25 protein-coding genes are annotated in these 25,529 nt (G+C 44.2%); 2 read left to right on the top strand and 23 right to left on the bottom strand.

The genetic code is table 11. The features are described from left to right. Positions 1-74: 74 nt before the first annotated feature. The 10 genes from G596_RS0117340 to G596_RS24125 form a co-directional block, all read right to left on the bottom strand. Positions 75-4,655, bottom strand: coding sequence for a PolC-type DNA polymerase III (locus G596_RS0117340; RefSeq protein ID WP_022763090.1), 4,581 nt, complete (start codon positions 4,653-4,655; stop codon positions 75-77). Positions 4,656-4,676: 21 nt separating this feature from the next. Next, positions 4,677-5,735, bottom strand: a complete 1,059-nt coding sequence (gene ispG / locus G596_RS0117335) for a flavodoxin-dependent (E)-4-hydroxy-3-methylbut-2-enyl-diphosphate synthase (RefSeq protein ID WP_022763089.1) — start codon at positions 5,733-5,735, stop codon at positions 4,677-4,679. A 10-nt stretch (positions 5,736-5,745) separates the two neighbouring features. Then, positions 5,746-6,801, bottom strand: a complete 1,056-nt coding sequence (gene rseP / locus G596_RS0117330) for an RIP metalloprotease RseP (protein WP_022763088.1) — start codon at positions 6,799-6,801, stop codon at positions 5,746-5,748. After that, entirely contained in the window at positions 6,802-7,944 is a 1,143-nt protein-coding gene (gene dxr, locus G596_RS0117325) for a 1-deoxy-D-xylulose-5-phosphate reductoisomerase (RefSeq protein ID WP_022763087.1), read from the bottom strand. A 16-nt stretch (positions 7,945-7,960) separates the two neighbouring features. Continuing rightward, on the bottom strand, positions 7,961-8,788 hold the full coding sequence (locus tag G596_RS0117320; RefSeq protein ID WP_022763086.1) for a phosphatidate cytidylyltransferase: 828 nt from the start codon (positions 8,786-8,788) through the stop codon (positions 7,961-7,963). Positions 8,789-8,807: 19 nt separating this feature from the next. Next, on the bottom strand, positions 8,808-9,536 hold the full coding sequence (locus tag G596_RS0117315; RefSeq protein ID WP_022763085.1) for an isoprenyl transferase: 729 nt from the start codon (positions 9,534-9,536) through the stop codon (positions 8,808-8,810). 163 nt (positions 9,537-9,699) lie between these two features. Then, entirely contained in the window at positions 9,700-10,251 is a 552-nt protein-coding gene (gene frr, locus G596_RS0117310) for a ribosome recycling factor (protein WP_022763084.1), read from the bottom strand. A gap of 24 nt (positions 10,252-10,275) precedes the next feature. After that, positions 10,276-10,968 (bottom strand): UMP kinase, encoded by a 693-nt coding sequence (gene pyrH, locus G596_RS0117305; protein ID WP_022763083.1) that lies wholly within the window; start codon positions 10,966-10,968, stop codon positions 10,276-10,278. Next, entirely contained in the window at positions 10,968-11,948 is a 981-nt protein-coding gene (locus G596_RS0117300) for a polymer-forming cytoskeletal protein (RefSeq protein ID WP_022763082.1), read from the bottom strand. Before G596_RS0117300 ends, pyrH begins: the two co-directional genes overlap by 1 nt. Positions 11,949-11,966: 18 nt before the next feature. Next, entirely contained in the window at positions 11,967-13,016 is a 1,050-nt protein-coding gene (locus G596_RS24125) for a polysaccharide deacetylase family protein (RefSeq protein ID WP_022763081.1), read from the bottom strand. A gap of 331 nt (positions 13,017-13,347) precedes the next feature. Here G596_RS24125 and G596_RS0117290 point away from each other — a divergent pair, with 331 nt between their 5' ends. Further along, positions 13,348-13,998 carry a hypothetical protein gene (locus tag G596_RS0117290; protein ID WP_022763080.1) on the top strand — a complete coding sequence of 217 codons (651 nt, stop codon included), beginning with the start codon at positions 13,348-13,350 and terminating at the stop codon, positions 13,996-13,998. A gap of 18 nt (positions 13,999-14,016) precedes the next feature. Here G596_RS0117290 and truA read toward each other — a convergent pair whose 3' ends face one another. From truA to G596_RS0117235, 11 genes are all read right to left on the bottom strand, one after another. Further along, on the bottom strand, positions 14,017-14,769 hold the full coding sequence (truA, locus tag G596_RS0117285; protein ID WP_022763079.1) for a tRNA pseudouridine(38-40) synthase TruA: 753 nt from the start codon (positions 14,767-14,769) through the stop codon (positions 14,017-14,019). Further along, on the bottom strand, positions 14,769-15,374 hold the full coding sequence (gene thrH / locus G596_RS0117280; protein WP_022763078.1) for a bifunctional phosphoserine phosphatase/homoserine phosphotransferase ThrH: 606 nt from the start codon (positions 15,372-15,374) through the stop codon (positions 14,769-14,771). The genes truA and thrH overlap by 1 nt, the downstream gene beginning before the upstream one ends. Positions 15,375-15,476: 102 nt before the next feature. Further along, positions 15,477-17,219: a putative bifunctional diguanylate cyclase/phosphodiesterase gene (locus G596_RS22740; protein ID WP_022763077.1), complete on the bottom strand. Its 1,743-nt coding sequence runs from the start codon at positions 17,217-17,219 to the stop codon at positions 15,477-15,479. A gap of 114 nt (positions 17,220-17,333) precedes the next feature. Then, a complete protein-coding gene (locus tag G596_RS0117270; RefSeq protein WP_022763076.1) occupies positions 17,334-18,518 on the bottom strand; it encodes an aldo/keto reductase in 1,185 nt (394 codons plus the stop codon). 18 nt (positions 18,519-18,536) lie between these two features. Then, positions 18,537-19,079, bottom strand: a complete 543-nt coding sequence (locus tag G596_RS0117265) for a glutathione peroxidase (RefSeq protein ID WP_022763075.1) — start codon at positions 19,077-19,079, stop codon at positions 18,537-18,539. A gap of 114 nt (positions 19,080-19,193) precedes the next feature. Continuing rightward, positions 19,194-19,892 (bottom strand): DNA alkylation repair protein, encoded by a 699-nt coding sequence (locus G596_RS0117260; RefSeq protein WP_022763074.1) that lies wholly within the window; start codon positions 19,890-19,892, stop codon positions 19,194-19,196. A 23-nt stretch (positions 19,893-19,915) separates the two neighbouring features. After that, positions 19,916-21,037, bottom strand: a complete 1,122-nt coding sequence (locus G596_RS0117255) for a DUF362 domain-containing protein (RefSeq protein WP_022763073.1) — start codon at positions 21,035-21,037, stop codon at positions 19,916-19,918. A gap of 38 nt (positions 21,038-21,075) precedes the next feature. Continuing rightward, on the bottom strand, positions 21,076-21,840 hold the full coding sequence (locus tag G596_RS0117250; protein WP_022763072.1) for a class I SAM-dependent methyltransferase: 765 nt from the start codon (positions 21,838-21,840) through the stop codon (positions 21,076-21,078). Positions 21,841-21,911: 71 nt separating this feature from the next. After that, positions 21,912-22,658, bottom strand: coding sequence for an aminoglycoside adenylyltransferase domain-containing protein (locus G596_RS0117245; RefSeq protein WP_022763071.1), 747 nt, complete (start codon positions 22,656-22,658; stop codon positions 21,912-21,914). Continuing rightward, positions 22,655-23,299: a phosphotransferase gene (locus tag G596_RS0117240; protein WP_022763070.1), complete on the bottom strand. Its 645-nt coding sequence runs from the start codon at positions 23,297-23,299 to the stop codon at positions 22,655-22,657. Before G596_RS0117240 ends, G596_RS0117245 begins: the two co-directional genes overlap by 4 nt. A gap of 12 nt (positions 23,300-23,311) precedes the next feature. After that, a complete protein-coding gene (locus G596_RS0117235) occupies positions 23,312-23,926 on the bottom strand; it encodes a rhomboid family intramembrane serine protease (protein ID WP_022763069.1) in 615 nt (204 codons plus the stop codon). Positions 23,927-24,121: 195 nt separating this feature from the next. Between G596_RS0117235 and G596_RS24120 the strand changes: the two genes are divergently transcribed. Beyond that, a complete protein-coding gene (locus tag G596_RS24120) occupies positions 24,122-24,883 on the top strand; it encodes a helix-turn-helix domain-containing protein (protein ID WP_022763068.1) in 762 nt (253 codons plus the stop codon). A gap of 116 nt (positions 24,884-24,999) precedes the next feature. On the opposite strand, the gene G596_RS0117225 is transcribed toward G596_RS24120, so the two are convergent. Together G596_RS0117225 and G596_RS0117220 are read right to left on the bottom strand one after the other, a co-directional pair. Then, complete coding sequence (locus G596_RS0117225) at positions 25,000-25,182, bottom strand: polysaccharide deacetylase family protein (protein ID WP_022763067.1); 183 nt, start codon at positions 25,180-25,182, stop codon at positions 25,000-25,002. 146 nt (positions 25,183-25,328) lie between these two features. Then, positions 25,329-25,529 (bottom strand): IS200/IS605 family transposase (locus tag G596_RS0117220; RefSeq protein ID WP_022763066.1); only part of this gene is annotated, 201 nt, incomplete at its 5' end.

Genomic DNA, 25,529 nt, shown 5'->3' with positions numbered 1-25,529 from the left:
TGCTTATATCATCATACCGTAAATAGTTACTCGTATTTTGATATAGCATAAACCTATTTCATTTATTCTCTCAATCAACCACCCATCATGAAGTCAAAGATACTGATCTGGTTGGACTCGGGGATATCTCCGAGAAGTCCCATCTCAGCCATTTTGTCGACAACTGCCTGAGGGCACTTGGTGCGCTGTTTAAAGTCGTCCTTTGAAATGAAGGGGCCGTCCTTAACTGCTTCTACGATCTGGTCGGCAGCTTTTTCACCAAGGCCGTCGATACTAAGAAGGCTGGGCATTATCTTGTCTCCCCAGACTGTGAAGGATCTGGAGGCTGCCTTGAAGATATCGATGGGCATAACTTCAATGCCACGTTCGTACATCTCTTCCGCAAGTCTCATGGCTGCGAGCTCGTTCTGCTCAGCGTTAGTCATCTCATCGCCCTTGTTTCTGTATTCAGTCATCCACATGTGAAGAGTGCCCTCACCCTGGAACATGTGCTCATAGTTCAGCGCCTTGGCTCTTATCGAAAACCATGCCGCATAGAAAGCCTGAGGTACATAAACCTTGAAGTAAGCGATACGCCACGCCATCATAACATACGCAGCAGCGTGCGCCTTGGGGAACATGTACTTAATCTTCTCGCAGGACCAGATGTACCAATCCGGGACATCATGCTCCTTCATATCATTTTTCCAGGCTTCCCAGTTGCTCTCCTTACCCTTGGCAACTTTTCCCTTACGAACCGCCTCCATGATCTTGAAGGACTCAGACTTATCAAGTCCCTTCTGGATCAGGTAGATCATGATATCATCACGGCAGCAGATACAGGTATCGATTGTAGCCTTGCCTTCCTGAATAAGGGTCTGCGCATTTCCAAGCCATACGTCGGTTCCGTGTGACAGACCGGAAATACGAATAAGGTGAGACAGCGATGTCGGCTGCGCATCGATAACCATGTTCATAGCAAAATCGGTACCAAACTCGGGAAGTCCAAGACATCCAAGCTTTGTCCCGCCTATCTGGTCAGGCGTGATGTTGAGCGACTTCGTACTCATGAAAAGTTCCATGACATTCTTATCATCAAGCGGCACCGTCTTGGGATCAAGTCCGGTACAATCCTGAAGGAATCTTATCATCGTCGGATCATCGTGTCCGAGAATATCAAGCTTTAGCAGGTTGTGGTCGATTGAGTGATAATCGTAGTGCGTCGTGATGGTCGCCGTCGTCATATCATTAGCGGGGTGCTGAACCGGTGTAAAGGAGTTAATATCCTCTCCCACGGGAAGTACTATGATACCGCCGGGATGCTGACCTGTTCCTCGTCTAATACCGATGCAGCCCTGAGTAATTCTGTCGATCTCACATCTTCTCTTGCCGACGCCGATACCGTCATAATACTTCTTAACAAAACCATAGGCAGTCTTATCCGCAAGACCAGCAATTGTTCCGGCTCTGAAGGTCTGGCCGTAACCGAAAATAACCTCGGTATACTTATGCGCCTTAGACTGATATTCTCCGGAAAAGTTCAAGTCGATATCGGGCTCCTTATCTCCTTTGAATCCAAGGAAGGTTTCAAAAGGAATGTCGAAACCGTCCTTATCCATCATATGACCGCACTTTGGACAGCGCTTATCAGGCATGTCACAGCCTGAATTACCGCCGTATTTCAATACTTCTTCGGAATCAAAATCGCTGTATTTGCACTTCGGGCATACATAGTGCGGCGAGAGGGAATTAACCTCGGTAATTCCCGATGCAAAGGCAACGAAAGAAGATCCTACGGAACCACGAGAACCAACCAGATACCCGTCCTCCACGGACTTCCAAACCAGCTTCTGCGCAATAATATACATAACCGCGAAGCCGTTCTTTATGATTGAATTCAGTTCTCTCTCAAGTCTCTCCTCAACTATCTCAGGGAGATTTTCACCGTATATTTCGTGAGCCTTGTCATAACAGATTCTGGTAAGAATACCGTCAGAATCCTCGATGACAGGCGGACACTTGTCGGGACGGACAGGGGAAATACTGTCGCATCTCTTCACAATGTCCCGGGTGTTTTCTATTACAACCTCTCTGGCCTTGGCAGCTCCCAGGTAATCAAACTCCGCCATCATCTCAGCAGTCGTGCGCACGAAAAGCGGAGCCGGTTCCTCGTCTGCCATTCCTTTTCCCGCCATTATGACGGTTCTGTAAATCTCATCATCGGGATTAAGGAAATGTGCATCACAGGTTGCTACAACCGGTTTGTTGTACTGCTCGCCGAGCTTAACGATTTTCTTATTTATCTCACGAATATCATCATCCGAGTTTATATCCTCATAGCGCTCTGAGTCCACCATGAAATGATTGTTGGCAACCGGCTGGATTTCCAGATAATCATAGAAGTCTACAATTTTTGCTATCTCATCCTCAGCGCGCCCCTCGACAACAGCGCCGTAGAGCTCTCCCGCACAGCAGGCGGAACCGATAATAAGTCCCTCCCTGTGCTTGATCAGTTCGCTCTTGGGAATTCTCGGGAATCTGGCAAAATAGTCGACGTGGGACTTACTTATAAGCGTATACAGGTTCACACGTCCCACCGTATTCTTGGCAAGAAGAATGATGTGGTGTGTCCTGAGGTGCTTTACAAGATCCGGTGTCGATGCTCCGAGGTCATTGACTTTGGTGAGGTCGTCCGCGCCTTCATTCTGAATCATCGGTATGAACTTCTGGAAAATCTTGGCAGTACACTCAGCATCATCAACCGCTCTGTGGTGGTGTTCGTTAACAACGCCCAGAGTCTTACAGAGTGCATCAAGATTGTGTTTTGCCTGGTTGGGATAAAACGCCCTCGAAAGTCCCATGGTATCAACAGTTGTGTAGTCAACGTCGATGCCAAGCTGCTTACAGTTTTCATTGATAAAGCTGATATCGAAGCTGACATTATGTCCCACAAGAATAGCGTCGCCGCAGAACTCCACGAACTTAGGGATAATCTCATCCCTTGTGGGACAGCCGATTACCATGTCATCGGTTATGCTGGTGAGCTTGGTGATTCTGAAGGGTATGGGTTCAAGAGGATCGATAAATTCCGAAAAACGATCCAGAATCTCTCCATCCTTCATCTTTACTGCGCCTATCTCAATTATCTTGTTGTTCACAGGCGAAAAGCCCGTTGTTTCTATATCGAATACTACAAAGGTGGAACCCTCAAGCTTCTGCCCCTTGTTGTTAATTACTATCTCTTTTAAGTCGTCTACGAGGTAGCCCTCGACGCCCTGGATTACCTTGAAAAAGTCCTGTCTGTCGGGATTCTTGTCACCCGCCTCCTTGCGTTTTGCTTTTTCCGCGCTCCAGAGATCCTCCCAGGCATGGTTCGCATCGGTAAGGCCCTGAACTACGCCGTGGTCTGTAATGGCAATTCCGGGCATGCCCCACTTGTAGGCCTGCTTGACGATGTCCTTTACCTCAGACACTCCGTCCATATCGGACATCTTAGTGTGACAGTGAAGCTCAACTCTTTTTACTTCCTCTTCATCAACGCGCTTTACGGTAAAGTCTGGTATCTTGCGGATTCCGGCAACGCTCTGAATTGATACCTCATGATCGAACTTATCAACCATGGCAATTCCGCGTACCTTAAGGAATGCACCGGGCTTAATATCCTTCTCAAGCTCAGGCACATTCTCCTGTTTTGCGAAAAGCTTAACAGTAATGGTGTCGGTGAAATCAGTCATCGCGAAAATGAGAATAGCCTTCTCATTACGAATATCACGTCTGTCATAGTTAATGATTTTTCCTCTGACAGTAACTTCCCCCATCTCTCCCACGATTTCTTCCATGGAGATAGTCTCTTCATCGAAGTCTCTTCCGTAGATAACATTGGGATCGTCGGAGCGCTTGAATCCAGCGCCGGTGCCCTTTTTGAAAAACTTGCTGCCGCCACCAAATTTGCTGCCGCCAAATTTGCTGCCGGCTGATTGCTGGGAATTCTTTGACGCGTCTTTTCCTGCACTTGCATCGGAAGAAGCTGCTCCTTCTGCCTTTGCTTTCTTTGCAGCAGCCGCCGCTTCCTTTTCCTTGTGCTTCTGCTCGGATCTCTCCTCGGCCTCTTCAAGTCTCTTGGCAAGCTTTGAAGTTTCCTTGGAATAATCTATTTCCTTCTTTTTAGCAGTCGCCTTCTTATAGGTGATGCCCATTTTCACAGCAAAACCGCAGCGTTCATTCAGGATTTTTTCCAAAATGCGCTGTATATCTTCAGATTTTTTCTCAGCAATAACAGACTCCTCGAGAATCAGTTCCACTCGGTCTGATTCAGGAAACGAGAAGTCCGCGGATTTTAAAATCGTATATTCTATTGGATCATAGTTCTTGAATTCCAGCAGAATACTGTCCTTGTACATCTCCAGAAGATTCTGGGGTGTGTACTGGGCAGAGAGAAAGAACCTTTCATAAATCTTGACCTTCAGGTTGGTCTCCTTGAAAAGTTGGTTTTTAATTTCCTTCTCTGCCTTTACAACATCCGCCTTTTCGATAAGGCGGTTGCTGGATAAATAGATGCGTACGAGATCCTTTTTCTCGGTGGTGGATATTTTCTCAACCTGCACATCTGACAGTTCTTCTTTTGTGTGTTGGTCCAGTTTTAAGGTCTGGAAAACCTCCAAGAATGGTTTTCTCATACGATGGTCTCTTTCGATATATTAATCGTTCCAATGAACAAGTTCATCGCGCAGGGCGCTAATGAGCTCAGCCTCCGGAACTTTTCTAATTACTTCGCCGCGTTTGATAAGGAGCCCCTCACCGATACCGCCAGCCACGCCTATATCGGCTTCTCTGGCTTCACCGGGGCCGTTTACTGCGCAGCCCATAACCGCAACCTTGATATCAAGCGGGAATTCCTGAACCATCTTCTCAACTTCATTGGCAAGTCCAATGAGGTCAATCTTGGTTCTTCCGCATGTGGGACAGGAAACCACTTCGATTCCGCCCTTTCTAAGGCCAAGTGTCTTAAGTATCATTTTGGCAGTGCGAATCTCCTCTGTAGGATCGCCTGAGAGGGATACGCGGATTGTATCGCCGATGCCCTCGTTAAGGATAATTCCAAGTCCGATAGAAGACTTGATATTTCCTCCGTAAAGAGTTCCTGCCTCTGTAATTCCTACATGAAGCGGATAATTTGTCTTTTCTGCGAGCTTTTTGTGTGCATCTACGCAAAGCATAACGTTGGAAGATTTGATGCTGATAACAAGATTGTCATATCCGAAGTCCTCGATAATGCCAACCTTATCAAGAGCGCTCTCCACAAGGCCCTCTGCTGTCACGCCGCCGTATTTTTCCACAAGCTCTTTTTCAAGTGAGCCGCTGTTAACGCCAACTCTGATGGGGATGTTTCTCTCCTTTGCGGTTTTAACAACTGCTTCTATTCTATCCTTTGAACCGATGTTTCCGGGATTTATTCTTATCTTATCTGCGCCATTCTCCATAGCGGCAATCGCCATTTTGTAATCAAAATGGATATCTGCCACCAGCGGAATATGTATGCGCTTCTTTATCTCTTTAATGGCATTTGCTGCTTCCTGATTCGGAACGGTACTGCGAACTATGTCACAACCTGCCGCCTCAAGAGCAAGTATCTGCGCTACGGTTTTCTCTACATCCTCAGTGGGTGTGTTGGTCATGGACTGGATCATAATCGGGTTGCCGCCGCCGATGACCTTGTTACCAATGTGAACTACTTTGGTGTTGTCTCTGTATGCCATGGGTGCCTCCTTACTTCATGAATTTAGATACGTCACTTATTACTACAACAAGCATGAAGGCCATAAGAACTACCATTCCGACGAGGTGAACCATGCCTTCCTTCTCTCTCGGAACGGGCTTTCCGCGAAGTACCTCGACGAACTGGAACACAAGTCTTCCACCGTCCAATGCGGGAAGCGGAAGGAGGTTCATCACTCCGAGGTTAACGGATAACAGTATCAAAAGTTCAAGCATTGTAAGTATAACTGAAGATAATCCATACGGGCTTACCGCTTCGTAGGTATCGTCAACAATTTTCACCATTCCGACAGGACCAGACACGTCACCAAGTGACAATCTTCCCTGTATCAAAAGTGCAAGACTTCTGTAAGTAGATTTAAAGTAATAAAGGACATCGTACCACGCATAGGCAAGAACCTTGGGTCCTGTAACCCTCTCATATTTTCCGAGGTAGATTCCCATAAAGTATCTGCCCTGCTCCTCATCATAATGAGGCGTAAGTTCTGTGTGGTAGAGCTGTCCGTCGCGCTCGTAATCGATCTGCATAACTCCGCCCTTGCTGAACTGAGATATGAGTGTAACTTCGGAAGCAAGATGAATTCTCTCGCCGTCGACTTTTACAATGAGGTCTCCCTCCTGAAGTCCTGCCTCTGCAGCTGCGGAGTTCTCATCCGTGATACCTGATACCACCGGGAATGCCCAGGGTGAATTGGCAACTACAACTACCGCAAGAATAATTGCAGTGATGAAATTGAAGAAGGGACCTCCGAAGAGTACCGCGATTCTAGCCCATACATTAGCATTGGGGAAAGAACGCTCATCATAACCATGATCTTCCCCGTCTATATCATCCTCGCCTTCAAATCTGCAGGCTCCGCCGAAAGGGATAAGCCTTATGCTATATAATGTCTCACCTCTCTGCTTTTTAAAAATCGCAGGTCCCATTCCTATCATGAATTCCAAAACTCTTATGCCGTTTGCCTTGGCAATAAGGAAATGGCCCAGTTCATGGGTGGTGACAAGTATTCCGAAAATTACAAAAAAGATTATTAAACTAACAAGCATTTATTTATTCTCCAGATATTTGTAAGTGTCAGCCTCAGCCATGAGAATCTCCTCAAGATTAGGGTTCTCAATTTTTTGATGGTGAGACATCGCACTCGAAATCATCTCGTAAATATCAAGGAATTTAATCTCCCTGTTTACGAACTTCTTAACAGCCATCTCATTGGCCGCGTTGAATACTGTAGGCATACTTCCGCCTGCTCTGGCAGCATCATAAGCCAGTTTTAATCCAAGGAAAGTATCCGTATCGGGCTTCTCAAAAGTAATCTGAGAAAGCTCAAAGAAATCTAGCCTCTTTTCATCCATAGGCATTCTGTCGGGATAGAAAAGTGCATACTGAATAGGCAGCTTCATATCCGGAACGCCAAGCTGTGCCATTACAGCTCCGTCAACGAACTGTACCATTGAATGGATTATGCTCTGAGGCTGAATGATAACCTGTATCTGATCAAGTGATACATCAAAAAGCCATCTTGCTTCCATAACCTCAAGGCCCTTATTTACAAGGGATGCGGAATCGATTGTAACCTTTACGCCCATATCCCAGTTGGGATGCTTTAAAGCATCATCCACTGTCATGGTTGTAAGTTCTTCGCGCTTTTTCCCTCTGAAGGGACCGCCCGATGCCGTAAGAAGTATCTTCTCGAGTTTGCTTTTCGGCTCGCCGTTAAGTGATTGAAAAATTGCACTGTGCTCACTGTCAACGGGAAGGATCTTCACGTTCATTTTTTCCGCAAGAGGCATAATGATATGACCTGCGGTGACGAGCGTCTCTTTGTTGGCAAGCGCTATGTCCTTGCCGCTTTCAATTGCTGCCATAGTTGGACGTATGCCAATCATGCCGACAACAGCCGTAAGAACCGTATCTGCTTCCTCTACCTGTGATATTTCAACAAGTCCGTCCATACCGGATAATATCTTAACAGGCATATCGGATAGTCTTATCTTGAGGTCCTTTGCGGCATCCTCATCATACATTGCCACATACTTGGGTCTGAATTCCCTTACCTGCTGTTCAACCTTGTCAACGCTTCTGTTTGCAGCTATGCCGACAATTTTAAGTCCGTCGGGATTGGCTCTTACAACGTCAAGAGTCTGCGTTCCTATGGAACCGGTTGAACCGAGTAGTACAATTTTTCTCATAAATTTACCTCGTAATTTACTTTATAAACAGAAGTGCCAGGAAATAGATGGCGGGAGTGATAAAAATCACACTGTCAAATCTGTCCATAATACCGCCGTGTCCCGGGATGAGTTTACCGTAGTCCTTGATATCATGCTCCCTTTTGATTCCGGAGGCGATCAAGTCTCCCACCTGAGACAGACAACCCGCCACAAATGTGATAATAGCAAAGCTGGTCATACAAATCTGCGCGGAAAGTGTTGTATCTGTATATTTAGAATAAACGTATCCGAAAATAACTCCTGCCACAACGCTTCCAAGCACGCCTCCCACAGCTCCCTCAATAGTCTTCTTGGGAGAAAGAAGCGGGCAAAGCTTATGCTTGCCGAAAGCACTGCCTGCAAAATAGGCACAGGTATCGCATATCCACGCAACAAACGGAATCCATGCAAGTAAGTGCCCCTCCGGCTTCGCCCTCAGCAGATAAATAAATGCGAGCATCACCGGTGCATATATAAACGAAAATACGGATCCGATCATCTGATTAGCTTTATATTTCGGATATGAAAAAACGAAAATAACAGCCTCTGCCACAAAAAGCGACATTATTACTACCACTAAAAAGAGCATATCTCCGCCCTTCAACAAAAGCAGTATGTAATAAAGAGTTACCGCAGCCATTCCGATTAACTCCGGAAGATTCATCTTTTCATCCGCAGCGCGAACCTTCAAAGCACCTGAAAGTTCATGGTATCCAACAAGTGATACAAAGAGCAAAACTCCTGCAGTCACATAACCGCCGCTCACAAGCGTCAATATAAGCAGAACTACCAGTACTGCTCCGCTTATTACTCTAGTCTTCATATATTTCCCCTTTTATGTTTTACTCTTCCGGCTCTGTTTTCAAACCGCCAAACTTACGGTTCCTGCCTGCATACGCATCCACCGCTTTCTGAAGCTCTGCTTCGTCAAAATCGGGCCATGCAATATCTGTGTAGTAAAACTCTGTATAAGCGCACTGCCATAATAAGAAATTACTGAGGCGCTGCTCTCCGCAGGTGCGGATAAGAAGATCGGGATCCGGGATATTCGAAGTATCCAGATGCTCCGATATCATCTGCTCTGTTATATCAGCCGCCGCAATTTTGCCATTGCTGCACTCCTGTGAAATTTCTCTGACAGCGCGTACAATTTCATCACGACTTCCGTAGTTAATTGCTATAGTAAAAGTGAGACCGGTGTTACCTGCTGTTGCGGTCTCGAGCTCATTGATTGCATCCTGAATGTCGGCTGAGAGCTTGCTGCGCTCGCCGATAACCTGACAACGTACGTTGTTCTTCATTGACTTCTTGATACTGCTCTTAAGATACTGTCTGAGTATCATCATCAGGGCTGTAACTTCAGTCTCGGGTCTGTTCCAGTTTTCTGTAGAGAAAGCATACACTGTCAAATATTTAATGCCCATATCTCTTGCAACAACAAGGATATCCTCTACAGCCTTAGCTCCCTGTTTGTGTCCGTAGTTTCGGGGAAGGCCCTTTGCTTTGGCCCATCGGCCGTTACCATCAAGTATTATAGCGACATGTTGTGGTATTTTTGTGTTTTCTTCCATATTTACCCTCATCCGCCCCTTCGGGGCACCTTCCCCCAAAGGGGAAGGCATTATTTTTTCTGCATTCATCCCCAGAAAGGAAGGCTCCTATAAATGTAAGTAGAGCCTGTGCTGTAACCCACAGGCTCTTTTTCTTATAATTTTGAATAAAGAGGTTCCGAAATCAGACTGTCATTACCTCTTTGCTCTTTTCTTCAACCGCTTCGTCAATCTTCTTAACGAACTTATCGGTCATCTTCTGAAGATCTTCTTCAAGTTCAGCAATCTCATCCTCTGAAACGTCGGTGCCCTTTAATTTCTTAAAGGAATCATTTCCGTCACGACGAATATTTCTTACTGCAACCTTAGCATCCTCACCTTTCTTCTTGATATCCTTAGCCAGCTGCTTTCTGCGCTCCTCAGTGAGCTCAGGGAAGATAAGACGGATAACAGCACCGTCATTGCTGGGTGTGATACCGATGTCGGATGCAAGTATAGCCTTCTCAATATCTTTGATAAGACTCTTATCCCAGGGTGCTATCTGAATCATGCGCGCCTCGGGAATGGAAACATTACCAACCTGCTGAATAGGTGTGGGTGTTCCGTAATAATCCACCTTGAGTTTATCAAGAACATGCGGATTAGCGCGTCCTGCACGAATAGAAGCAAGCTCCTGCGCAAGGAAATCAAAAGCCTTCGTCATTTTCTCTTCGTAGATTTTAACTTTTTCATTCATACACTTATCCTCCGGATTATTTTTTTATGCGGTAACAGTGGTTCCGTTGAAGTTGCCACTTGCTGCCTTTATTATACTATTTTCTTCCTGAAGAGCGAATACTCTCATAGGAATATGATTCTCTTTAACCATGATGGACGCTGTCATATCAACAACCTGCAGATTCTGTGCAACCACATCGTCAATGCTTATTGTGTCATAGCGCTTAGCGTTCGGATTGGTAGCAGGATCGCTGTCATATACTCCATCGATAGCCTTGGCAAGAAGGATAACGTCTGCCTCGATCTCGATAGCTCTGAGAGTTGATCCCGTATCTGTTGAGAAATAGGGATGTCCTGTGCCGCCGGCAAAGAATACAACCATTCCCTTTGAAAAATATTTATTTGCTCTGTCCTTCGAGAAAAGCTTGGTAAATGAACCACATTCAAAAGGTGTGAGAATGTTTGTCATCATACCTACGCTTCTGAAAATCTCGGACACATAAATGCAGTTCATGATTGTAGCAAGCATGCCGATCTGATCTGCTTTTACGCGGTCGATGTTCTCGCTTGTGCGTCCTCTCCAGAAATTACCGCCTCCGATGACGATACCTACTTCAACTCCGTCATCTACAAGCTTTTTAACCTGGAGTGCTACTCCGCGAACTGTCTCTTCATGAAAGCCGGTTTTGTTAGGTCCGGCAAGTGCTTCACCACTAAGTTTTAAAAGTATTCTCATTATTTCTGTCCCTTAAGTCCATCAAAGAATGCGGAAGGATTAACCTCAGCATAAGACTGAGAGCAGTTACCTTCGATAACGGCACCGTTGTTGATCTGTACTGACTGAGACTTGATGTTACCCATAACGATTGCAGTAGTATCAAGAACTACAGGACCGGGAACATCGATGTCACCCTTTACAGCACCTGCGATAACAGCGCTTGTAGCATAGATGTTACCGATAACTACTGTACTCTGTCCGATCTTAACGCTTCCGTTACTTCTAACTTCACCTGTGATTCTGGCTGCCTCTGCATAGATCTCTGCTGCCTTGGAATCACCCTCAACCTCACCTGTAACGTTGAGCTTACCGAGACAGGTTACGTTACCTGTAATCTTACCAACAAGGTCAAGTGAGCCTGTTGTCTCAAGATTACCAACTATTTTCATACCCTCTGTAATGCTGGCTACTTCATCTGTAGGTGTCTGCTGCTGAATGTCCATTGATCCAAATCCCCCATTATTATAATTTGTTGTCTTTCTCTCCTGGTATACAGGCATCTCCTCTGTCTTCTCCTTTGCAATTGACTCAATTGCACTAAGTGAAGCTGAAAGATCTGCTACTGTATCCTCCTCTTCCTCCTCGATTGTGCTGAGGTCCTCAATAACATCCTCAGGCTCCTCGAAAATTTCTTCCTCTGCTTCAGGCTCCTGTGGAATCACAACCTCTGCTACAGTCTCTTCCTCGGTCTCGATGACCGCTTCAGAAGACTCTTCTGACTCACCCTCGTCGAGCTTAATATCGTCAAGGTGATCAAGCATATCGTTCAGATCCTTCTTAACCTCTGCCTCTGTCTTGGTCTTAGCTGTTTCAACTTCTTCTGAAGCAGCTTCCTTTTCCACAGTTGCATTCAGGATCTTAGCTTCCTCACCTTCCTCAGGCATTATTGTCTTTGCAGCCTGAGAGAGATCACTTTTCAGCTCTGAAAAAAATCCCATTTCTCTTTCCTCCGTTCCTTACTGAGAATTGCTGATATGTTGAACCGGTAACGTATCATCTGTTATCGGAACTATCACTGTGTTATCAAGCGCCTGAACCTGTTCGATAATTTCAGGCAGCGCCTCCACTGTCGCGGGCTTATCCGCCGCATCATGAAGCAGTATTATCGCTTCATGGAATTTAGGCACCCCGGTCATAACGTTGGCAACTATCACATCTTTATTGATGCCGCTGTCATCACTGCTGGCCACATTCCAGTCAAAATATGTAATGTGCTCAAGGTCAAGATAATTTATCAATTGATCCATCGGAGCCCTGCTCACGGTATTGGAGCTTCCTCCGGGGAATCTGTAATACTCTGACCAGACACCTGTTATCTCATATAAATATGTTTGCAGTTTATGTAAATCAGCCGAAAAGCTTCCGAGTGATTCGTACAGTTCACTGTATTTGTGACTGTAGGAATGCATCCCCAGTGTATGACCTCCCGCTGCTATGCGCCTGTAAAGCTTCTCGTTCTCTTCACCCTCCTTACCGGTTACAAAAAACGTCGCCTTAACCCCATAGCTGTCAAGAATATCAAGTATCTGATTTGTTGATGAACTGGGCCCGTCATCAAAGGTTATATAAACTCTTCTTATGCCGTCCCATTCCTCCTGCTCTCCATCCGGCGCCTCATCGGATGATTCATCCTCTGTGGACTTAACATCCTCACCGGCAACTCCGCTACTGATCTCAGGATCAACCGCCGGAGTGTCATCCTCTGTCTCATCCGTCTCCTGTACTGCTATATCTGCTGTCTCATCTTCAGAAGCATCTGCGTCAGGATTATCAGGATCTCCGCCGGCAAGCGTCTCCTCCCCGAAATGCTCCTCGTACCAGCTAAGTTCAGATTTCGCCTTATCAAGCATCTTATTGGTACGAATATTTTTGATCACAAGGAAAATGCAAAAACCGGTGGGAATGAGGCATGAAGCTGCAATGGATACGAGAATCAGTCTTCTTAAAAAACGGATTCTCCGGGAACGATCCGTGCTCTGTCCGTGACCCCCCGTATTTGTTGCCATAATAATTACCACATTTCCAACTTGCTGTTATGTCTAAAAGGCAGCCGGGCCACGCAAAAAAACTTCTTCCACAGCCTCCCATGCTACCTACATAGCCAAACAAGATTATATCATATTTTAAAGGGTACAAAAAGAGAAAAATGCACTTAGATTTCATGCATTAAGTCCTGTCCTGTGTTTCTGTTGTCAAGTGGAAAAAAGTACTAAAGATAAGGCAAAAATTTTGTAAGCCGAAAAGCCCCCAGTATATAGATTTTTTAGATTTCCTTTATGGTGGATTTATTATCGTTTGCTATTCTAATTACACCAAAGAAACAGGAGGAAAAGGGGTATGAGGAAAATCTACGGAATTATTATCACAATCGCTGTTTTTATCAGCATTTTCGCAAATTCTTCATTTACAATTACGGCAGCCAGCGGACAGGGTATGGCAGACGGCCTGCAAATTAACGGCGAGTATCTTATCATGGACTCCGATAATCTGCACAGTGAATATGTTGTGATAGCAACAAACAAATCCGGAAAGGATCTGTCGGTAGTTGCAAAATTCTTTGCTGTCGGAGGAAACGGGAATCCGATAAAAACCGTATACGACAGTGCTTCGGCAATCAAAAATGGCCAATCCTTTATTCTCTATGGACAGTTCAAAAACTCAGAATTAAAGGACGTTGCAAGCTATTCCTATACCCTTATGACCGGCATCACAGAAGATTGCAAATATGACTCTGTCAATGTTGATGTGGAATCACAGGAAGGTGTGCTTGAAGTAACCGGTACAAACTACTCCTCCGAGGATACCAGTCTTGTAAATGTAAGAACCATATTTTTCAAGGATGGTTCCCCTGTTGCCTTCGATCACGTAAATCTCGGTGACAGCGCTTACTCCTTAAGAAGCGGCAGTTCCAACACCCAGGAACTCGGTCAGCTCCACCCCGAGTATGATAATTATCTCATTACATATTCAGTAGCCAGTGATATGTAAATTGGCGGGCGTCCTATCTCAATAATCAACCTTCATGAGACATAAGCCCTGCGGCGGTGCCGTGGGGCCTGCTTTTTGTCTGTCGCAGGCTTCTATGATATCCTTCATCTCCTCAGGTTTTATGTTGCCATAGCCAACCTCAAGAAGAGTTCCTGTCATTATTCTGACCATGTTTTGTAAAAAGCCGTTTCCATGGAAATACAACCTTATCTGAGGGCCGCTCTCCTCGATTTTGATATTGTCTACGCATCTTACCGTGGACTTTTTCATCTTGGTATTCCCGCAAAAGCTCTTAAAATCATGCGTTCCGATTATATATTCGGCCGCTTTTTTCATAAGCTCCACATCTGGTTTGTTCTCAAGAACAGTGACATACTTCCTGTCGAATACCGGCTTGGAATTACCAAAATAACAGGTGTATCTGTAAGTCTTCCCCAGGGCATTATATCTGCTGTGAAACCTCTCAGCGCAAGCTCTGACATCATTGATGCTGATATCCTCCGGAAGATACTGATTCATATAGTTCTGAATCTCCTCTTCCGTAAGATCTGTATCAAGCATAGCATTAGCCGTCATAGCCCTGGCATGAACTCCGGCATCTGTTCGTCCGGCACCTATTACCTGAACTGATTCTCCCTCCGGGAGTCCCACCATTCTGGTAAGCACTGCTTCGAGCTTGCCCTGGATGGTCATGTCTTTATTTGGTTGTCTCTCCCAGCCAAAGAACCTGGTTCCGTCATAGCTGAGTGTAAATTTATAATTTCTTTTCATTAAGCCTTGAGTTGTTCCTTAATTGCTCCGAGCAGTTCGTCGTAGGTCTCGAATGCAGGGAACTGAGGATAATCCTTCTTAATCTGATCTGTTGTTCTGAAAAGGAAGCCTGCCTTGCTGGCCTCGATCATTCCAAGGTCGTTAAAGCTGTCTCCGCTTGCGATAGTTTCGAATCCTATGCTCTGAAGAGCCTTGACAGTTGTGAGTTTACCCTTTTCGCAGCGCATCTTATAATTCATGATTTCGCCGTTATCCGCAACTTCAAGACTGTTGCAGAAAATTGTAGGCCATCCCAGTTTTTTCATAAGAGGTGTTGCAAACTGTGTGAATGTATCGCTAAGAATAATAACCTGTGTTATAGATCTGAGTTCATCAAGAAACTCTTTTGCACCCGGCAGGGGATCGATTGTTGCAATAGTGTCCTGAATCTCCTTAAGTCCAAGTCCGTGCTCTTTAAGAATTCCGATTCTCCACTTCATGAGCTTGTCGTAATCAGGTTCGTCTCTTGTGGTTCTCTTAAGTTCGGGAATTCCTGATGCTTCAGCAAAAGCAATCCATATCTCAGGAACCAAAACACCTTCCAAATCCAAACAGGTAACGTACATTTTTTCATCCTCCTCGTACTATTGTGCCTTCCCCCTAGGGGAAGGCGTTATTGTTAAGTAGTTTACCATATATTTTGAAAAAATGAATATAAAATCAGCATTTTATCTGCATTTTTCCCATGTCATTTCCTGGAAAGTCGTATGTTTCCTGCTTTCTTCCATGGGCTGCGGTTTTCCGAAATGATAGCCCTGGGCTTTATCACAACCGATTGTTTTCAAAAACTCGAAGTGTTCTTCGGTCTCCACACCCTCTGTCAAAGTGACATGTCCGAGGCTGTGTGCGGCCTGGATAATAAAACCGAGTACGGTTCCGGCCTTTGGATTCCTGTCATACTGCCTTAAGAAGGCAAGGTCAAGTTTTAGCGTATCAAACTTGTAGTCAAGGATCGTGATCAGGGAAGAATAGCCGCTTCCGAAATCATCAATCCACACCTGATAGCCAAGCTCCCTGAAGTGATCGATTTCTCTTTTTATAAGCGCATCATCCTCCATGAGGGCGCTCTCGGTAACTTCAATATCCAGCATATTTACCGGCATTTCTACGTCATTTCTGTATTTTTCAATCTCATCAATGACATTGCAGAGGTTGAAATCAAGCCTTGAAAGGTTTATGGAAACAGGAACAAGCATCTCGCCTCTGTCCCTGAGGTCGGCATAGTCCTCGCAGACCTTTTTTACCATAAACATATCAAGCTTATGAATCTGTCTGTGTTCCTCGAGAATTTCAATAAAGCCACCCGGCGGGATCAGTCCCTTCTCGGGATCCTTCCATCTTGCAAGAGCCTCATAACCGCAGATTTCTCCGGTTCTGGTACGAATCACAGGCTGATAGAACACCTTGATACTCTCATTCTCCACAGCATCATCGATATTATCGAGGACAAACTGCTGCATCTGAAGCTTAGAATGAATATCCTCGTTATAAAAAGCATATGGTATGTCATATCTTTTCTTGATATTCTTGCACGCAAGCCTTGCATGGTCACAGGCAAGGCCGATATCGTTGCAGTCCTGTTCAACCTTATAGATGCCTGCCTTTATCTCAAGCTTTGCACCCGGAACAAGCTTGGCCACATCATCGTGAATCTTAAGTACCGTTGATTCAACATCTCTTGAAAAGGTACATACCACGAAATGATCCTCGGAAAATCTCGCAACCATGCGCTCCAAAAAAGAGTGCCACAGAAGTCTTGCAATATCGTACAAGAGCTCGTCACCCTTCTGGAATCCGTATTTTTCATTAAAAAGCTTGAAATGATTAAGATCGAAATAAATGACGGTTATTCCCTGTCTTCTGATTTCCATATCCGTCATTTTTTCCTGAACAGCCTGATAGAAGTGCGCCTGATTCCACATGCCGGTAAGAGAATCCATCTCCTGATTCATCTCAAGAACCTGTGACTCGGCGTAGCTGTTCTTATTATTGTTGTAATATTCGTTCTGATCTATATCCACTATGTAGACATAGTAATAGCTCACCCCGCCCTCAGCATGGACAAGGTGACCAAAATCCTCTACATATCTGAGTTTCCCGCTCTTGGTCTGTATCCGATAACGCACGTAATCGTGTCGCATGGCACCAAAAACGGTCTGCTTGCTTATGGCTCCCTGGGTTGCTCCGTAGTCCTCAGAATAGACCATTCCACTAAAACACCCGCCGGTAAGGTTCATGAAATCGTCCAGTGAATCGCATTCGTAGAGCTTTACTATATTTTCATCCGCAAAAACTATTTTCCCCGGATCCTCGGCATTGTATATGAAAAATCCGGCCGGTACTCCCTGGGGAATACCTCCGTCTTTAATCTTTACAGCTTTACTTCTTGTTCTTTTCTTAACTTCAGTCATCCGCTACCCCCTCATAAAAAACGCTAAGTATGGCATTTCAAAACCCATACCGCCATTTAAATTGTAGCCTATGCGGAATGATAAAAGAATTAACTTGAAATAAAAAAACAATAATTATTTTCTGTAAAGAAACTTACTTGCAGCCCATATCGCAATCTTGTAAGGAAGCGGTCTAAGCGCTTTGTCGGCGTTCTTAAGCTCCTCTATTATGTGTATGTGCTGAGGACAGTGACTCTCACATTTTCCACAGCCGATGCACTGAGTGGGAAGCGCCGGCTTCTTCTGCAATCCTATGGTCTGCATATACTCCCATCTGCCGGAATTCTTATTTTCGGTGTACATCGTGTTATAGCATCTGAAAGCAGTGGGAATGTCCACTCCTCTGGGGCAGGGCATACAGTAGCCGCAGCCCGTGCAGCCAACCTTCATTGACTCATTGATGCTGTTCTTTATCTGTTCGATAAGAGCAAAATCCTTTTCGGTAAAATCGCCCACTTCCGCATCCGATGCCACGCGGCAGTTTTCATCAACCATTTCAAGGCTGTTCATTCCGGAAAGGATACAGGTTACCTGAGGCTGATCCCAAAGCCACCTGAATGCCAGTTCCGGCGCGGTTCTGTGTTTTTCATCTTCGGCGATGAGTCTCTTGGCTTTCTCGGGAAGGAGATTAACCAGTTTCCCTCCGCGAAGAGGTTCCATGATGATAACCGGAATTCCCTTCTCTCCTGCTGCCTCAATGCCCTTTCTTCCCGCCTGTGATACCTCATCAAGGTAGTTGTACTGAATCTGGCAGAAGTCCCAGTCATAGGCATTTAAGATTTCTATGAACATATCGGAATTGCCATGGAATGAGAAACCGATGTTTCTTATCTCACCCGAAGCCTTCTTTTCGGCAATCCAGTCCTCAATTCCCAGCCTCTTTAGTTTCTCCCAAGCTTCAATATCAGTGAGCATGTGCATTAAATAATAGTCGATATAATTCGTACGAAGCCTGGAAAGCTGCTCTTTGAAATATTTATCTATAGCTTCCCTACTGGCTATAAGATATTGCGGCAGCTTTGTCGCTATATTGATTTTATCCCTGATATTATTTTTCTCAAAAATCTCACCTATTGCTGCTTCACTTCCGGAATAGATATAGGCGGTATCATAGTAGTTAACACCCTGCTCAAAGGCTCTCATTATCTGATCGTTCGCCTTTTGCATGTCGATACCGCCGGTTGCATTTTTCTGAAAACGCATGCATCCGAATCCGAGAGCAGATATTTCTTCCCCATTTCGGTTTTTCCTATACTTCATAGTCACCTTCTGTTCCTGTTAAATGAGCTTCTCAACGCATGCTGCGACGTTTTCCATCTTCTCAGTGGGCTCGAAGCGTGCAACAACCTCACCGTTTCTGTCTACTACGAACTTTGTGAAGTTCCATTTGATGTCAGGATTGTTCTTGTAATCCTTATCAATCTTCTTAAGCATTACGCCCATTGCAAGTGCTGCGGGGCCTTTGCCAAAGCCTTCAAAACCCTTCTGCTCCTTGAGATACTTAAAGAGCGGAAGCTGATTCTCTCCGTTGACATCAGACTTCTTCATCTGAGGGAACTTTGTGTTGTAATGAAGCTGGCAGAACTCGTGGATCTCATCGTCTGTTCCGGGTGTCTGGCCTGCAAACTGATTGCAGGGAACATCTACAACTTCAAAGCCCTGATCGTGGAACTTCTCATACATATCCTCGATATCCTTGTAGTGAGGTGTAAAACCGCAGCCAGTAGCTGTGTTTACAACAAGAACAACTTTCCCCTTAAAGTTCTCCATTGAAATCTCTTCGCCCTGCGCGTTAGTTACTGAAAAATCATAAAATCCCATGGTATAAACCTCCATAAATAAAAACTGTTGCGTTGATAGCAATAAATCATCGTCTTAATTTAATGCTATTATATTGCGCGCAATCTATATTGTCAAGAGTTTTATTTCCAAATTCTATTTTGTCCGGATTTTCAAGCTTTTCAGGTACTCCTTCTGCTCAGGTGTAATCCGATAGCTTTCGACCGATTTCTGTATTGCTTTATTGTGAGTCCAGGGCTCGAGACGTTTATCTTCTATAAACGGAAGTATCGCATCATACTGTTTCGCAAGGGCTGTTGCAAAATACCATGCGGTCATCATATTGACGTAGTACTCGTCAGACCTGATTTTAGCTACCATCTCCGGGTATGATATATCGAAATCGTCATCCAGGAAATGTTGCATGAGCATACCGGTCCCGAATCTTATGGTGTAGGTTTTGTCTGAAGAAATCCATTTTTTTATGTAAGAAAGAAGCTCTGTCTTATTTTTTTTAAAGACCTTTGGTGACATCTGATCACAGGTTGCCCAGTTATCAACATAGGGAAGAAATCTTTCCACCTCCTCTATACATTTTCCATAATCCTTTATCTCGGATATCACGAAGGCATGTATCTGATCCTCGTCAAAATATTTGTGAGGAAGGTCAATCAAAAAATCCGCTATGTCCTCTTTTTTAGAAAGCTGCTTCGCATACTTCCTTAAGTCCGGTGTCCGGACACCGATCATTACTTCGGTGTCCTTTCCGGGAATCAGTTTTACCTGAAAATCGCGATATTTTTCGTCCTGCAATTTAAAGAGTTCTTCTCTTATCTCTTCTGTAATTTTGCTCATGTTTCCCCCAGTGAACGATCTGCTTAAACTCTTATCAGCTCGTACTCTCTTGTACCAAGTCCAATCTTTTCTCCATGCTCAAGCGTCTCTTTCCACTTAACATTGGGATTGGAATCAAGGAAGTGATCGTGGTGATGATGCCATCCCTCCTGTGCAAGGTGATCGCCAAGCTGGCTGTTTCTTATAGGCTCTGCCTGCTGGCAAAGATCAGCGCAGGCCTGGTCAAGCGCCACCGGATCGTAGGATGCCAGCATTCCGATATTGGGAAGAATCGGCGCATCATTTTCACCATGGCAATCGCAGTTTGGCGAAACATCCATGATAAGCGAGATGTGGAAGCAGGGCTTTCCGTTGCAGATAGCTGCCGTGTATTCAGCCATCTTCGAACATAGGGATTCAAGAGCCGTTCCACTCTGATTCGATATGGCATCAAAAGCGCAGGCACCAATGCAGCGTCCGCAGCCTTTACAAAGGTCCTGATTTATTACGGCTTTGCCGGTTTCATATGAGATTGCATCAGAACCGCATTCCTTAGCGCACTGCTTACAGCTTCTGCAAAGGTCGGGATGCACTATAGGCTTGCCATCGTTATGCTGAACCATTTTTCCTGCGCGGCTCCCGCCGCCCATACCGATGTTCTTGATAGCTCCGCCAAAGCCTGTCATCTCATGACCCTTGAAGTGCGAAAGCGAAATAATAACATCTGCATCGTAAAGCGCTCTTCCGATATATGCTTCCTTGCAGTACTCCCCGTTCGGCACCGGAACTGTAGCTTCATCAGTGCCCTTGAGGCCGTCTGCGATGATAACATAGCATCCGGTTGTCACACTGTTAAAACCGTTGACCTCCGCATTGTACAGATGATCAACCGCGTTCTTGCGGCTTCCGGGATACAGTGTATTACAGTCTGTCAGGAACGGCTTACCTCCAAGTTCCTTGATGACATCTGCAACCGCCTTCACATAGTTTGGTCTTAAATAGGAAAAGTTGCCAAGCTCTCCGAAATGCATCTTGATTGCAACAAATTTTCCTTCAAAATCAATATCACCGATTCCTGCCTTTCGGATCAGTTTTTGAAGCTTTACGCCCTGGCTCTGATCCAGTTTTGTTCTAAAATCCGTGAAATAAACCTTTGCCTTGCCCATAAAGAAACCTCCTGACATATAATATCAATTTTGCCCTGTTAAATATTATAACGTTTCCTTGTCATATATAAAACATATGTGTCATCAAAAACAACCCTATTTCCGGCTTCAATAACCGCGCTCCTTATTCCTTCATAAAATTTTGTCTTGTAGGGCTCCGGAAGCACTATGTGGTCGCAGTGAGTTCCGCAAAAGGCTACATATTCGTCTGCTGTAAACACGCGCTGTCCATAAAACTCTCGCTTTTCAAAATTCGCATAGCCGTAATTCACCGCATTCTCGCAGCGAAACGAACCATGTGTATACTCCGTTTCCGGTTTGAAATACTCATCGTAAACCTTTTGAATATTGCTATACAGTTCTTCATTTGAGGTCTTGTAATCAGATTTTGTAAGCATCATTGCCAGGATTCCGCCGGGCTTTAACAGATCAAAAGTTTTTGAAAAAGCTATCTGCTCCGGAATCCATTGGATAGTTGCTGCAGAGTATATGAGATCATATTTTTCATCTGTGAAATCATGGGTAATGAAGTCATCATTTACGATATGGAAATTCTCATACTGTCCAAACTTCTCTTTCATCTTCTGATAAAGATGTTCACCGAGTTCTATGGCATGATAGTCACATCCTGTCTTCAAAACAGGTTCCGTCGCCTGACCGGTTCCGGGGCCAAGTTCCAGAACTGACTTCCCTGGGCCAATCTCTGCATAGCTAATCAAATAATCAAACAGTTCCTGGCTATACCTTGGACGGTACTTATCAAACTGCTCAGGTATAGTATCAAATACTTTTCTGAATTCCATCTCCGGTCTCCTTTCTCCACTCCGGTTATTCCCTTAGAATTGTGTCTTCTCTCTGAAACGAACTACTTTTTTCAGTTCTGTATTTCACGTAACATATATTCCGCATATCGCTTTGCGAGAGCATGATCGTAAGCGGTTTTCGCGGCATCAGCATATTCACACATAGCCGCTCTAATAAGTGTATGATACTCTTCGGGAACGTTATCAAGAGCCCATTCCCCGCCTTCCTTTTTGGAGAGAATCAGTTCTTCTTTCCTGTATGCCAACACTCTTGCTAGATTAAGAGTAGTGTACATCGTGCTATCTATGATGTCCTCCTGTGCTTCAGCTATATCTTCCCATATCGAGTCCAGATAATCAGCCTTAGGAACAGGTTCAAAAACGTCTTCTATAGGTAGTCCGAACAGGCACTTACCTCGTTTACTGATTATAGTAAAATGAGCCGCTAAGTCCTTGTCTGATCCCTTCATCTTCAGGATATAATCTTTCGGATTGTCCCTATACCATCCTTTGTGCATTTCTGAAAAATGAAGTTCAAAGGGCGTAGGATAAACAAAGGGCTTGCACACATTTTTCGTTACAATGCTCATCTCAATGCCCTTAGCAGGACCTTCCTCATTAACTTCCACGACCATATCCATGAATCTTCGCTTTACGTCATCCTGCACAGGTTCATTCACGACCACAATCAGGTCCAGATCACTCTTTTCAGGGTTAAAACATCCCATCACGGCTGAACCGTGTAAATAAATGCCTGTCAGATTATCTTGTAAAATCTCCCGCGATTTCCTGACAAATTTGTATAATAGTTCCTTCATACCATTCCTTTCTCTGGCGCAGGAAGTTCACCTAGCACCGCACAGATATCCTTCTCACTGCTGAATTTCTGATTAACTGTTCCTGCCCATTGTAGTGAAAGCTCAAGGCAAGATGCGATGCTGCATTCTTTTTCTTTAGCCTTTTTCAAATATCTTCTAAAATCTATTTCTGAAAGTTCTGGATCAGATTCCTCATCATTTTTCGGATCAATAGCATGTATTTTTCCAAGTATCTCCCCAGCTTTATTACACTGCTCTTCTGAAATATGGTTCCAGTCTGTTATTTGGCCTTCCTGCCATTTAAAGATGTAAAAATATCTACCATCTGCTTTCAGCATCTTTTTGCCTTTAAAAGATAAAGCCGTAACTATCGGAATGTCATTGTCCTCAAGGATAGCTTCCAAAGCTTCCGCCCTTCCATAATTATCAAAGACTCCCGGCCTCTTCATAATTTCCGGATTCAGGCACTTTACCGCATAGGTTCCCTTATCAGTCTGAACCTTAAACATTTTGTGCATTAGGCCGCCGGATACCGGCAAAATATCGCCAATCACCCTGCCTAACGCATATCCTTTCTGAGAATAATTCGTAAACAGATCTGTAATAGCCAAATGATTCTCTGAACATTGTTCTTCTGTCATTGTTTATCCCCTTTAAACTTGAAATTCCGCATTTCTCTTTTTCTTTACAACAAATCCCAATAATAATCCCACACAAAATCCTGTTAAATGAACAACAAATGTTCCTAACCCAAGGAAATTAGATAGAATCATATAGAATAGCAGGTAACGATTCCCACATAATTCCTTATATTCATGCAGTAACGAACTATCCCTGATAAACCACATAGCCATCAATCCAAGAAAACAAAATATAGCCGGAGATGCGCCATACATGTATCCATTCGGAAATATCAACAAAAAAACTGCTCCCGAAACAAATAGTCCGACATGATATATAAGACAAATGAATGGCTTACTCAATTTTTTCTCAATATATAAACCCACATACCATAGTGCATAAACATTGGCTGCCAGATGCCATACAGTTGGATGCAAATATCCGTAAGTAACTAATCTATAAAGCTCCCGTTTATTAAAAAGAGTCTCCTTCGATGCTCCCAATAAATCTACAAGTTTTCCGCCACCGGTTAAAACAATCATAATCAAATTGTATTTTCGTGATAGTCCCAAGTTGACCAGGAAAACTGCCACAAAAATTATACTTATCACTGCTGCAAAACTGTTTTTACAAATCTTACTCATCATCCAATGTTCATCATGCTTCTGTCTGCCGGCAAACTTTTTGTTCTTATAATATCATGCTAAATCTTGTATCTCTACGGTTAGTAGAGCACAATGTAGCGCCAGGGTATAGTCACTTTCCTTTGCGTAGGGTTACAATGATAATGTATCTGCTTTACGCTATAGTTGTAACCGAAAACCTGTGGATAGGAGGCATTTATGCTCGATCAGACGAAAACCGGAATGTTCATATGCGATTTACGGAAAGAAAAAGGTCTTACCCAGAAACAACTTGCTGATGAAATTGGCGTTAGCGACAAAACGGTTTCAAAATGGGAAAATGGCCGCGGAATGCCCGACACTTCAATCATGCCTGATTTGTGCAGAGTTCTGGAGATAAATATCAACGAACTATTATCCGGCGAGCACCTGACCACAGAGAATTATAACGGAAAGGCGGAAGACAATATGGTTCAACTTATTAAAGATAGTGAAAATGAAAAGAAAAGGGAAAAAGGCCGAGTTATCGGGACTGTTATAGGGCTCATTCTTCTGGTAATGTTTCTATATATTATAGTCATAATATCAGGCGGTGTCGGTCAGGTGATATGGTTTATTGATGCACCTTCTCTGTTTGCTGTTCTTGGTATTCAGCTTATAGGTCTTGCGGCATCAGGACAGTTTTACAATTTCTTCAGAGGCATTAAACTTACATTCGCACACAAGTCAGTTTCTTCGGAAGAACTTCCGGCATTGGCACAAAGATCTGCAGATGCTATAGGTTTGGGAATAAAGATTACAATTCTTGCAGGCGCAATCTCAAGTCTCATTGGTTTTGTTCTTACTATGCAGAATCTCTCCGTCCCTGAAGCCATAGGCCCCACTTTGGCAGTATGTGTATTGACGCTGTTTTATGCTTGTCTTATTGCACTATTTTTGTATGTGATCAAAGGACGCCTACATAGATTATGTGAAAACTGATCCAAATAAAGTATCAAAAAGTCCGTTTCATTTTCGCTTGAAACGGACTTTTTTCATAATCATTTCGTTAACTTTTACTTAAATTTCGGTGCAACAAATTCAACGCCTTTCATAAGTCATTCATCCAGAAACTGTTTGTAATATCCGGGCACCATTTCTTCAGTTTCATCATGATACTGCTCTACATTCTGTCCCCACGCAAACATGATTACCGGAATATTCTTTTCTTCCAGATAATCCACAATTGCAGGCGTATTCCTTGTTGAAAAATCATCCATTGTAAGTAATGCTCTTATCATTGCTATTCCTCCAATCAGAACCACCGGCTTAGCCGGTGGTTTGTTCTGGCCCTATAAGGGCCTGTTGCCGGCACTGAGTCTAAAGACTCGCCGAATGGTTCGCCAGCCGCAACATCATTTTCCTACAGAGCCCCCTGGGCTCATTTTTATTTGTTTTGCTTTACCGGCTCACCCGTGAACGGGTCAATATACTCTTTTAGTGTCATTTGGTCGTACTCTAAATCCTCTTTTAACTGATTCTTTATGTACTCCTCGATTTTCTTTGCATTCTTACCTACAGTATCTACGTAATAGCCTCTGCACCAGAAATGTCTATTGCCGTACTTATACTTGAGATTTGCATGCCT

This window comes from Butyrivibrio sp. AD3002 (assembly GCF_000420905.1).
Lineage (GTDB): Bacteria > Bacillota > Clostridia > Lachnospirales > Lachnospiraceae > Butyrivibrio.
This window is presented reverse-complemented; position numbering and strand designations above follow the sequence as displayed.

Bases quoted from the DNA above. Each gene is read 5' to 3' on its own strand.
- G596_RS0117340 (WP_022763090.1), bottom strand. From the start codon at position 4,655: ATGAGAAAACCATTCTTGGAGGTTTTCCAGACCTTAAAACTGGACCAA.
- ispG (WP_022763089.1), bottom strand. From the start codon at position 5,735: ATGGCATACAGAGACAACACCAAAGTAGTTCACATTGGTAACAAGGTC.
- rseP (WP_022763088.1), bottom strand. From the start codon at position 6,801: ATGCTTGTTAGTTTAATAATCTTTTTTGTAATTTTCGGAATACTTGTC.
- dxr (WP_022763087.1), bottom strand. From the start codon at position 7,944: ATGAGAAAAATTGTACTACTCGGTTCAACCGGTTCCATAGGAACGCAG.
- G596_RS0117320 (WP_022763086.1), bottom strand. From the start codon at position 8,788: ATGAAGACTAGAGTAATAAGCGGAGCAGTACTGGTAGTTCTGCTTATA.
- G596_RS0117315 (WP_022763085.1), bottom strand. From the start codon at position 9,536: ATGGAAGAAAACACAAAAATACCACAACATGTCGCTATAATACTTGAT.
- frr (WP_022763084.1), bottom strand. From the start codon at position 10,251: ATGAATGAAAAAGTTAAAATCTACGAAGAGAAAATGACGAAGGCTTTT.
- pyrH (WP_022763083.1), bottom strand. From the start codon at position 10,968: ATGAGAATACTTTTAAAACTTAGTGGTGAAGCACTTGCCGGACCTAAC.
- G596_RS0117300 (WP_022763082.1), bottom strand. From the start codon at position 11,948: ATGGGATTTTTTTCAGAGCTGAAAAGTGATCTCTCTCAGGCTGCAAAG.
- G596_RS24125 (WP_022763081.1), bottom strand. From the start codon at position 13,016: ATGGCAACAAATACGGGGGGTCACGGACAGAGCACGGATCGTTCCCGG.
- G596_RS0117290 (WP_022763080.1), top strand. From the start codon at position 13,348: ATGAGGAAAATCTACGGAATTATTATCACAATCGCTGTTTTTATCAGC.
- truA (WP_022763079.1), bottom strand. From the start codon at position 14,769: ATGAAAAGAAATTATAAATTTACACTCAGCTATGACGGAACCAGGTTC.
- thrH (WP_022763078.1), bottom strand. From the start codon at position 15,374: ATGTACGTTACCTGTTTGGATTTGGAAGGTGTTTTGGTTCCTGAGATA.
- G596_RS22740 (WP_022763077.1), bottom strand. From the start codon at position 17,219: ATGACTGAAGTTAAGAAAAGAACAAGAAGTAAAGCTGTAAAGATTAAA.
- G596_RS0117270 (WP_022763076.1), bottom strand. From the start codon at position 18,518: ATGAAGTATAGGAAAAACCGAAATGGGGAAGAAATATCTGCTCTCGGA.
- G596_RS0117265 (WP_022763075.1), bottom strand. From the start codon at position 19,079: ATGGGATTTTATGATTTTTCAGTAACTAACGCGCAGGGCGAAGAGATT.
- G596_RS0117260 (WP_022763074.1), bottom strand. From the start codon at position 19,892: ATGAGCAAAATTACAGAAGAGATAAGAGAAGAACTCTTTAAATTGCAG.
- G596_RS0117255 (WP_022763073.1), bottom strand. From the start codon at position 21,037: ATGGGCAAGGCAAAGGTTTATTTCACGGATTTTAGAACAAAACTGGAT.
- G596_RS0117250 (WP_022763072.1), bottom strand. From the start codon at position 21,840: ATGGAATTCAGAAAAGTATTTGATACTATACCTGAGCAGTTTGATAAG.
- G596_RS0117245 (WP_022763071.1), bottom strand. From the start codon at position 22,658: ATGAAGGAACTATTATACAAATTTGTCAGGAAATCGCGGGAGATTTTA.
- G596_RS0117240 (WP_022763070.1), bottom strand. From the start codon at position 23,299: ATGACAGAAGAACAATGTTCAGAGAATCATTTGGCTATTACAGATCTG.
- G596_RS0117235 (WP_022763069.1), bottom strand. From the start codon at position 23,926: ATGATGAGTAAGATTTGTAAAAACAGTTTTGCAGCAGTGATAAGTATA.
- G596_RS24120 (WP_022763068.1), top strand. From the start codon at position 24,122: ATGCTCGATCAGACGAAAACCGGAATGTTCATATGCGATTTACGGAAA.
- G596_RS0117225 (WP_022763067.1), bottom strand. From the start codon at position 25,182: ATGATAAGAGCATTACTTACAATGGATGATTTTTCAACAAGGAATACG.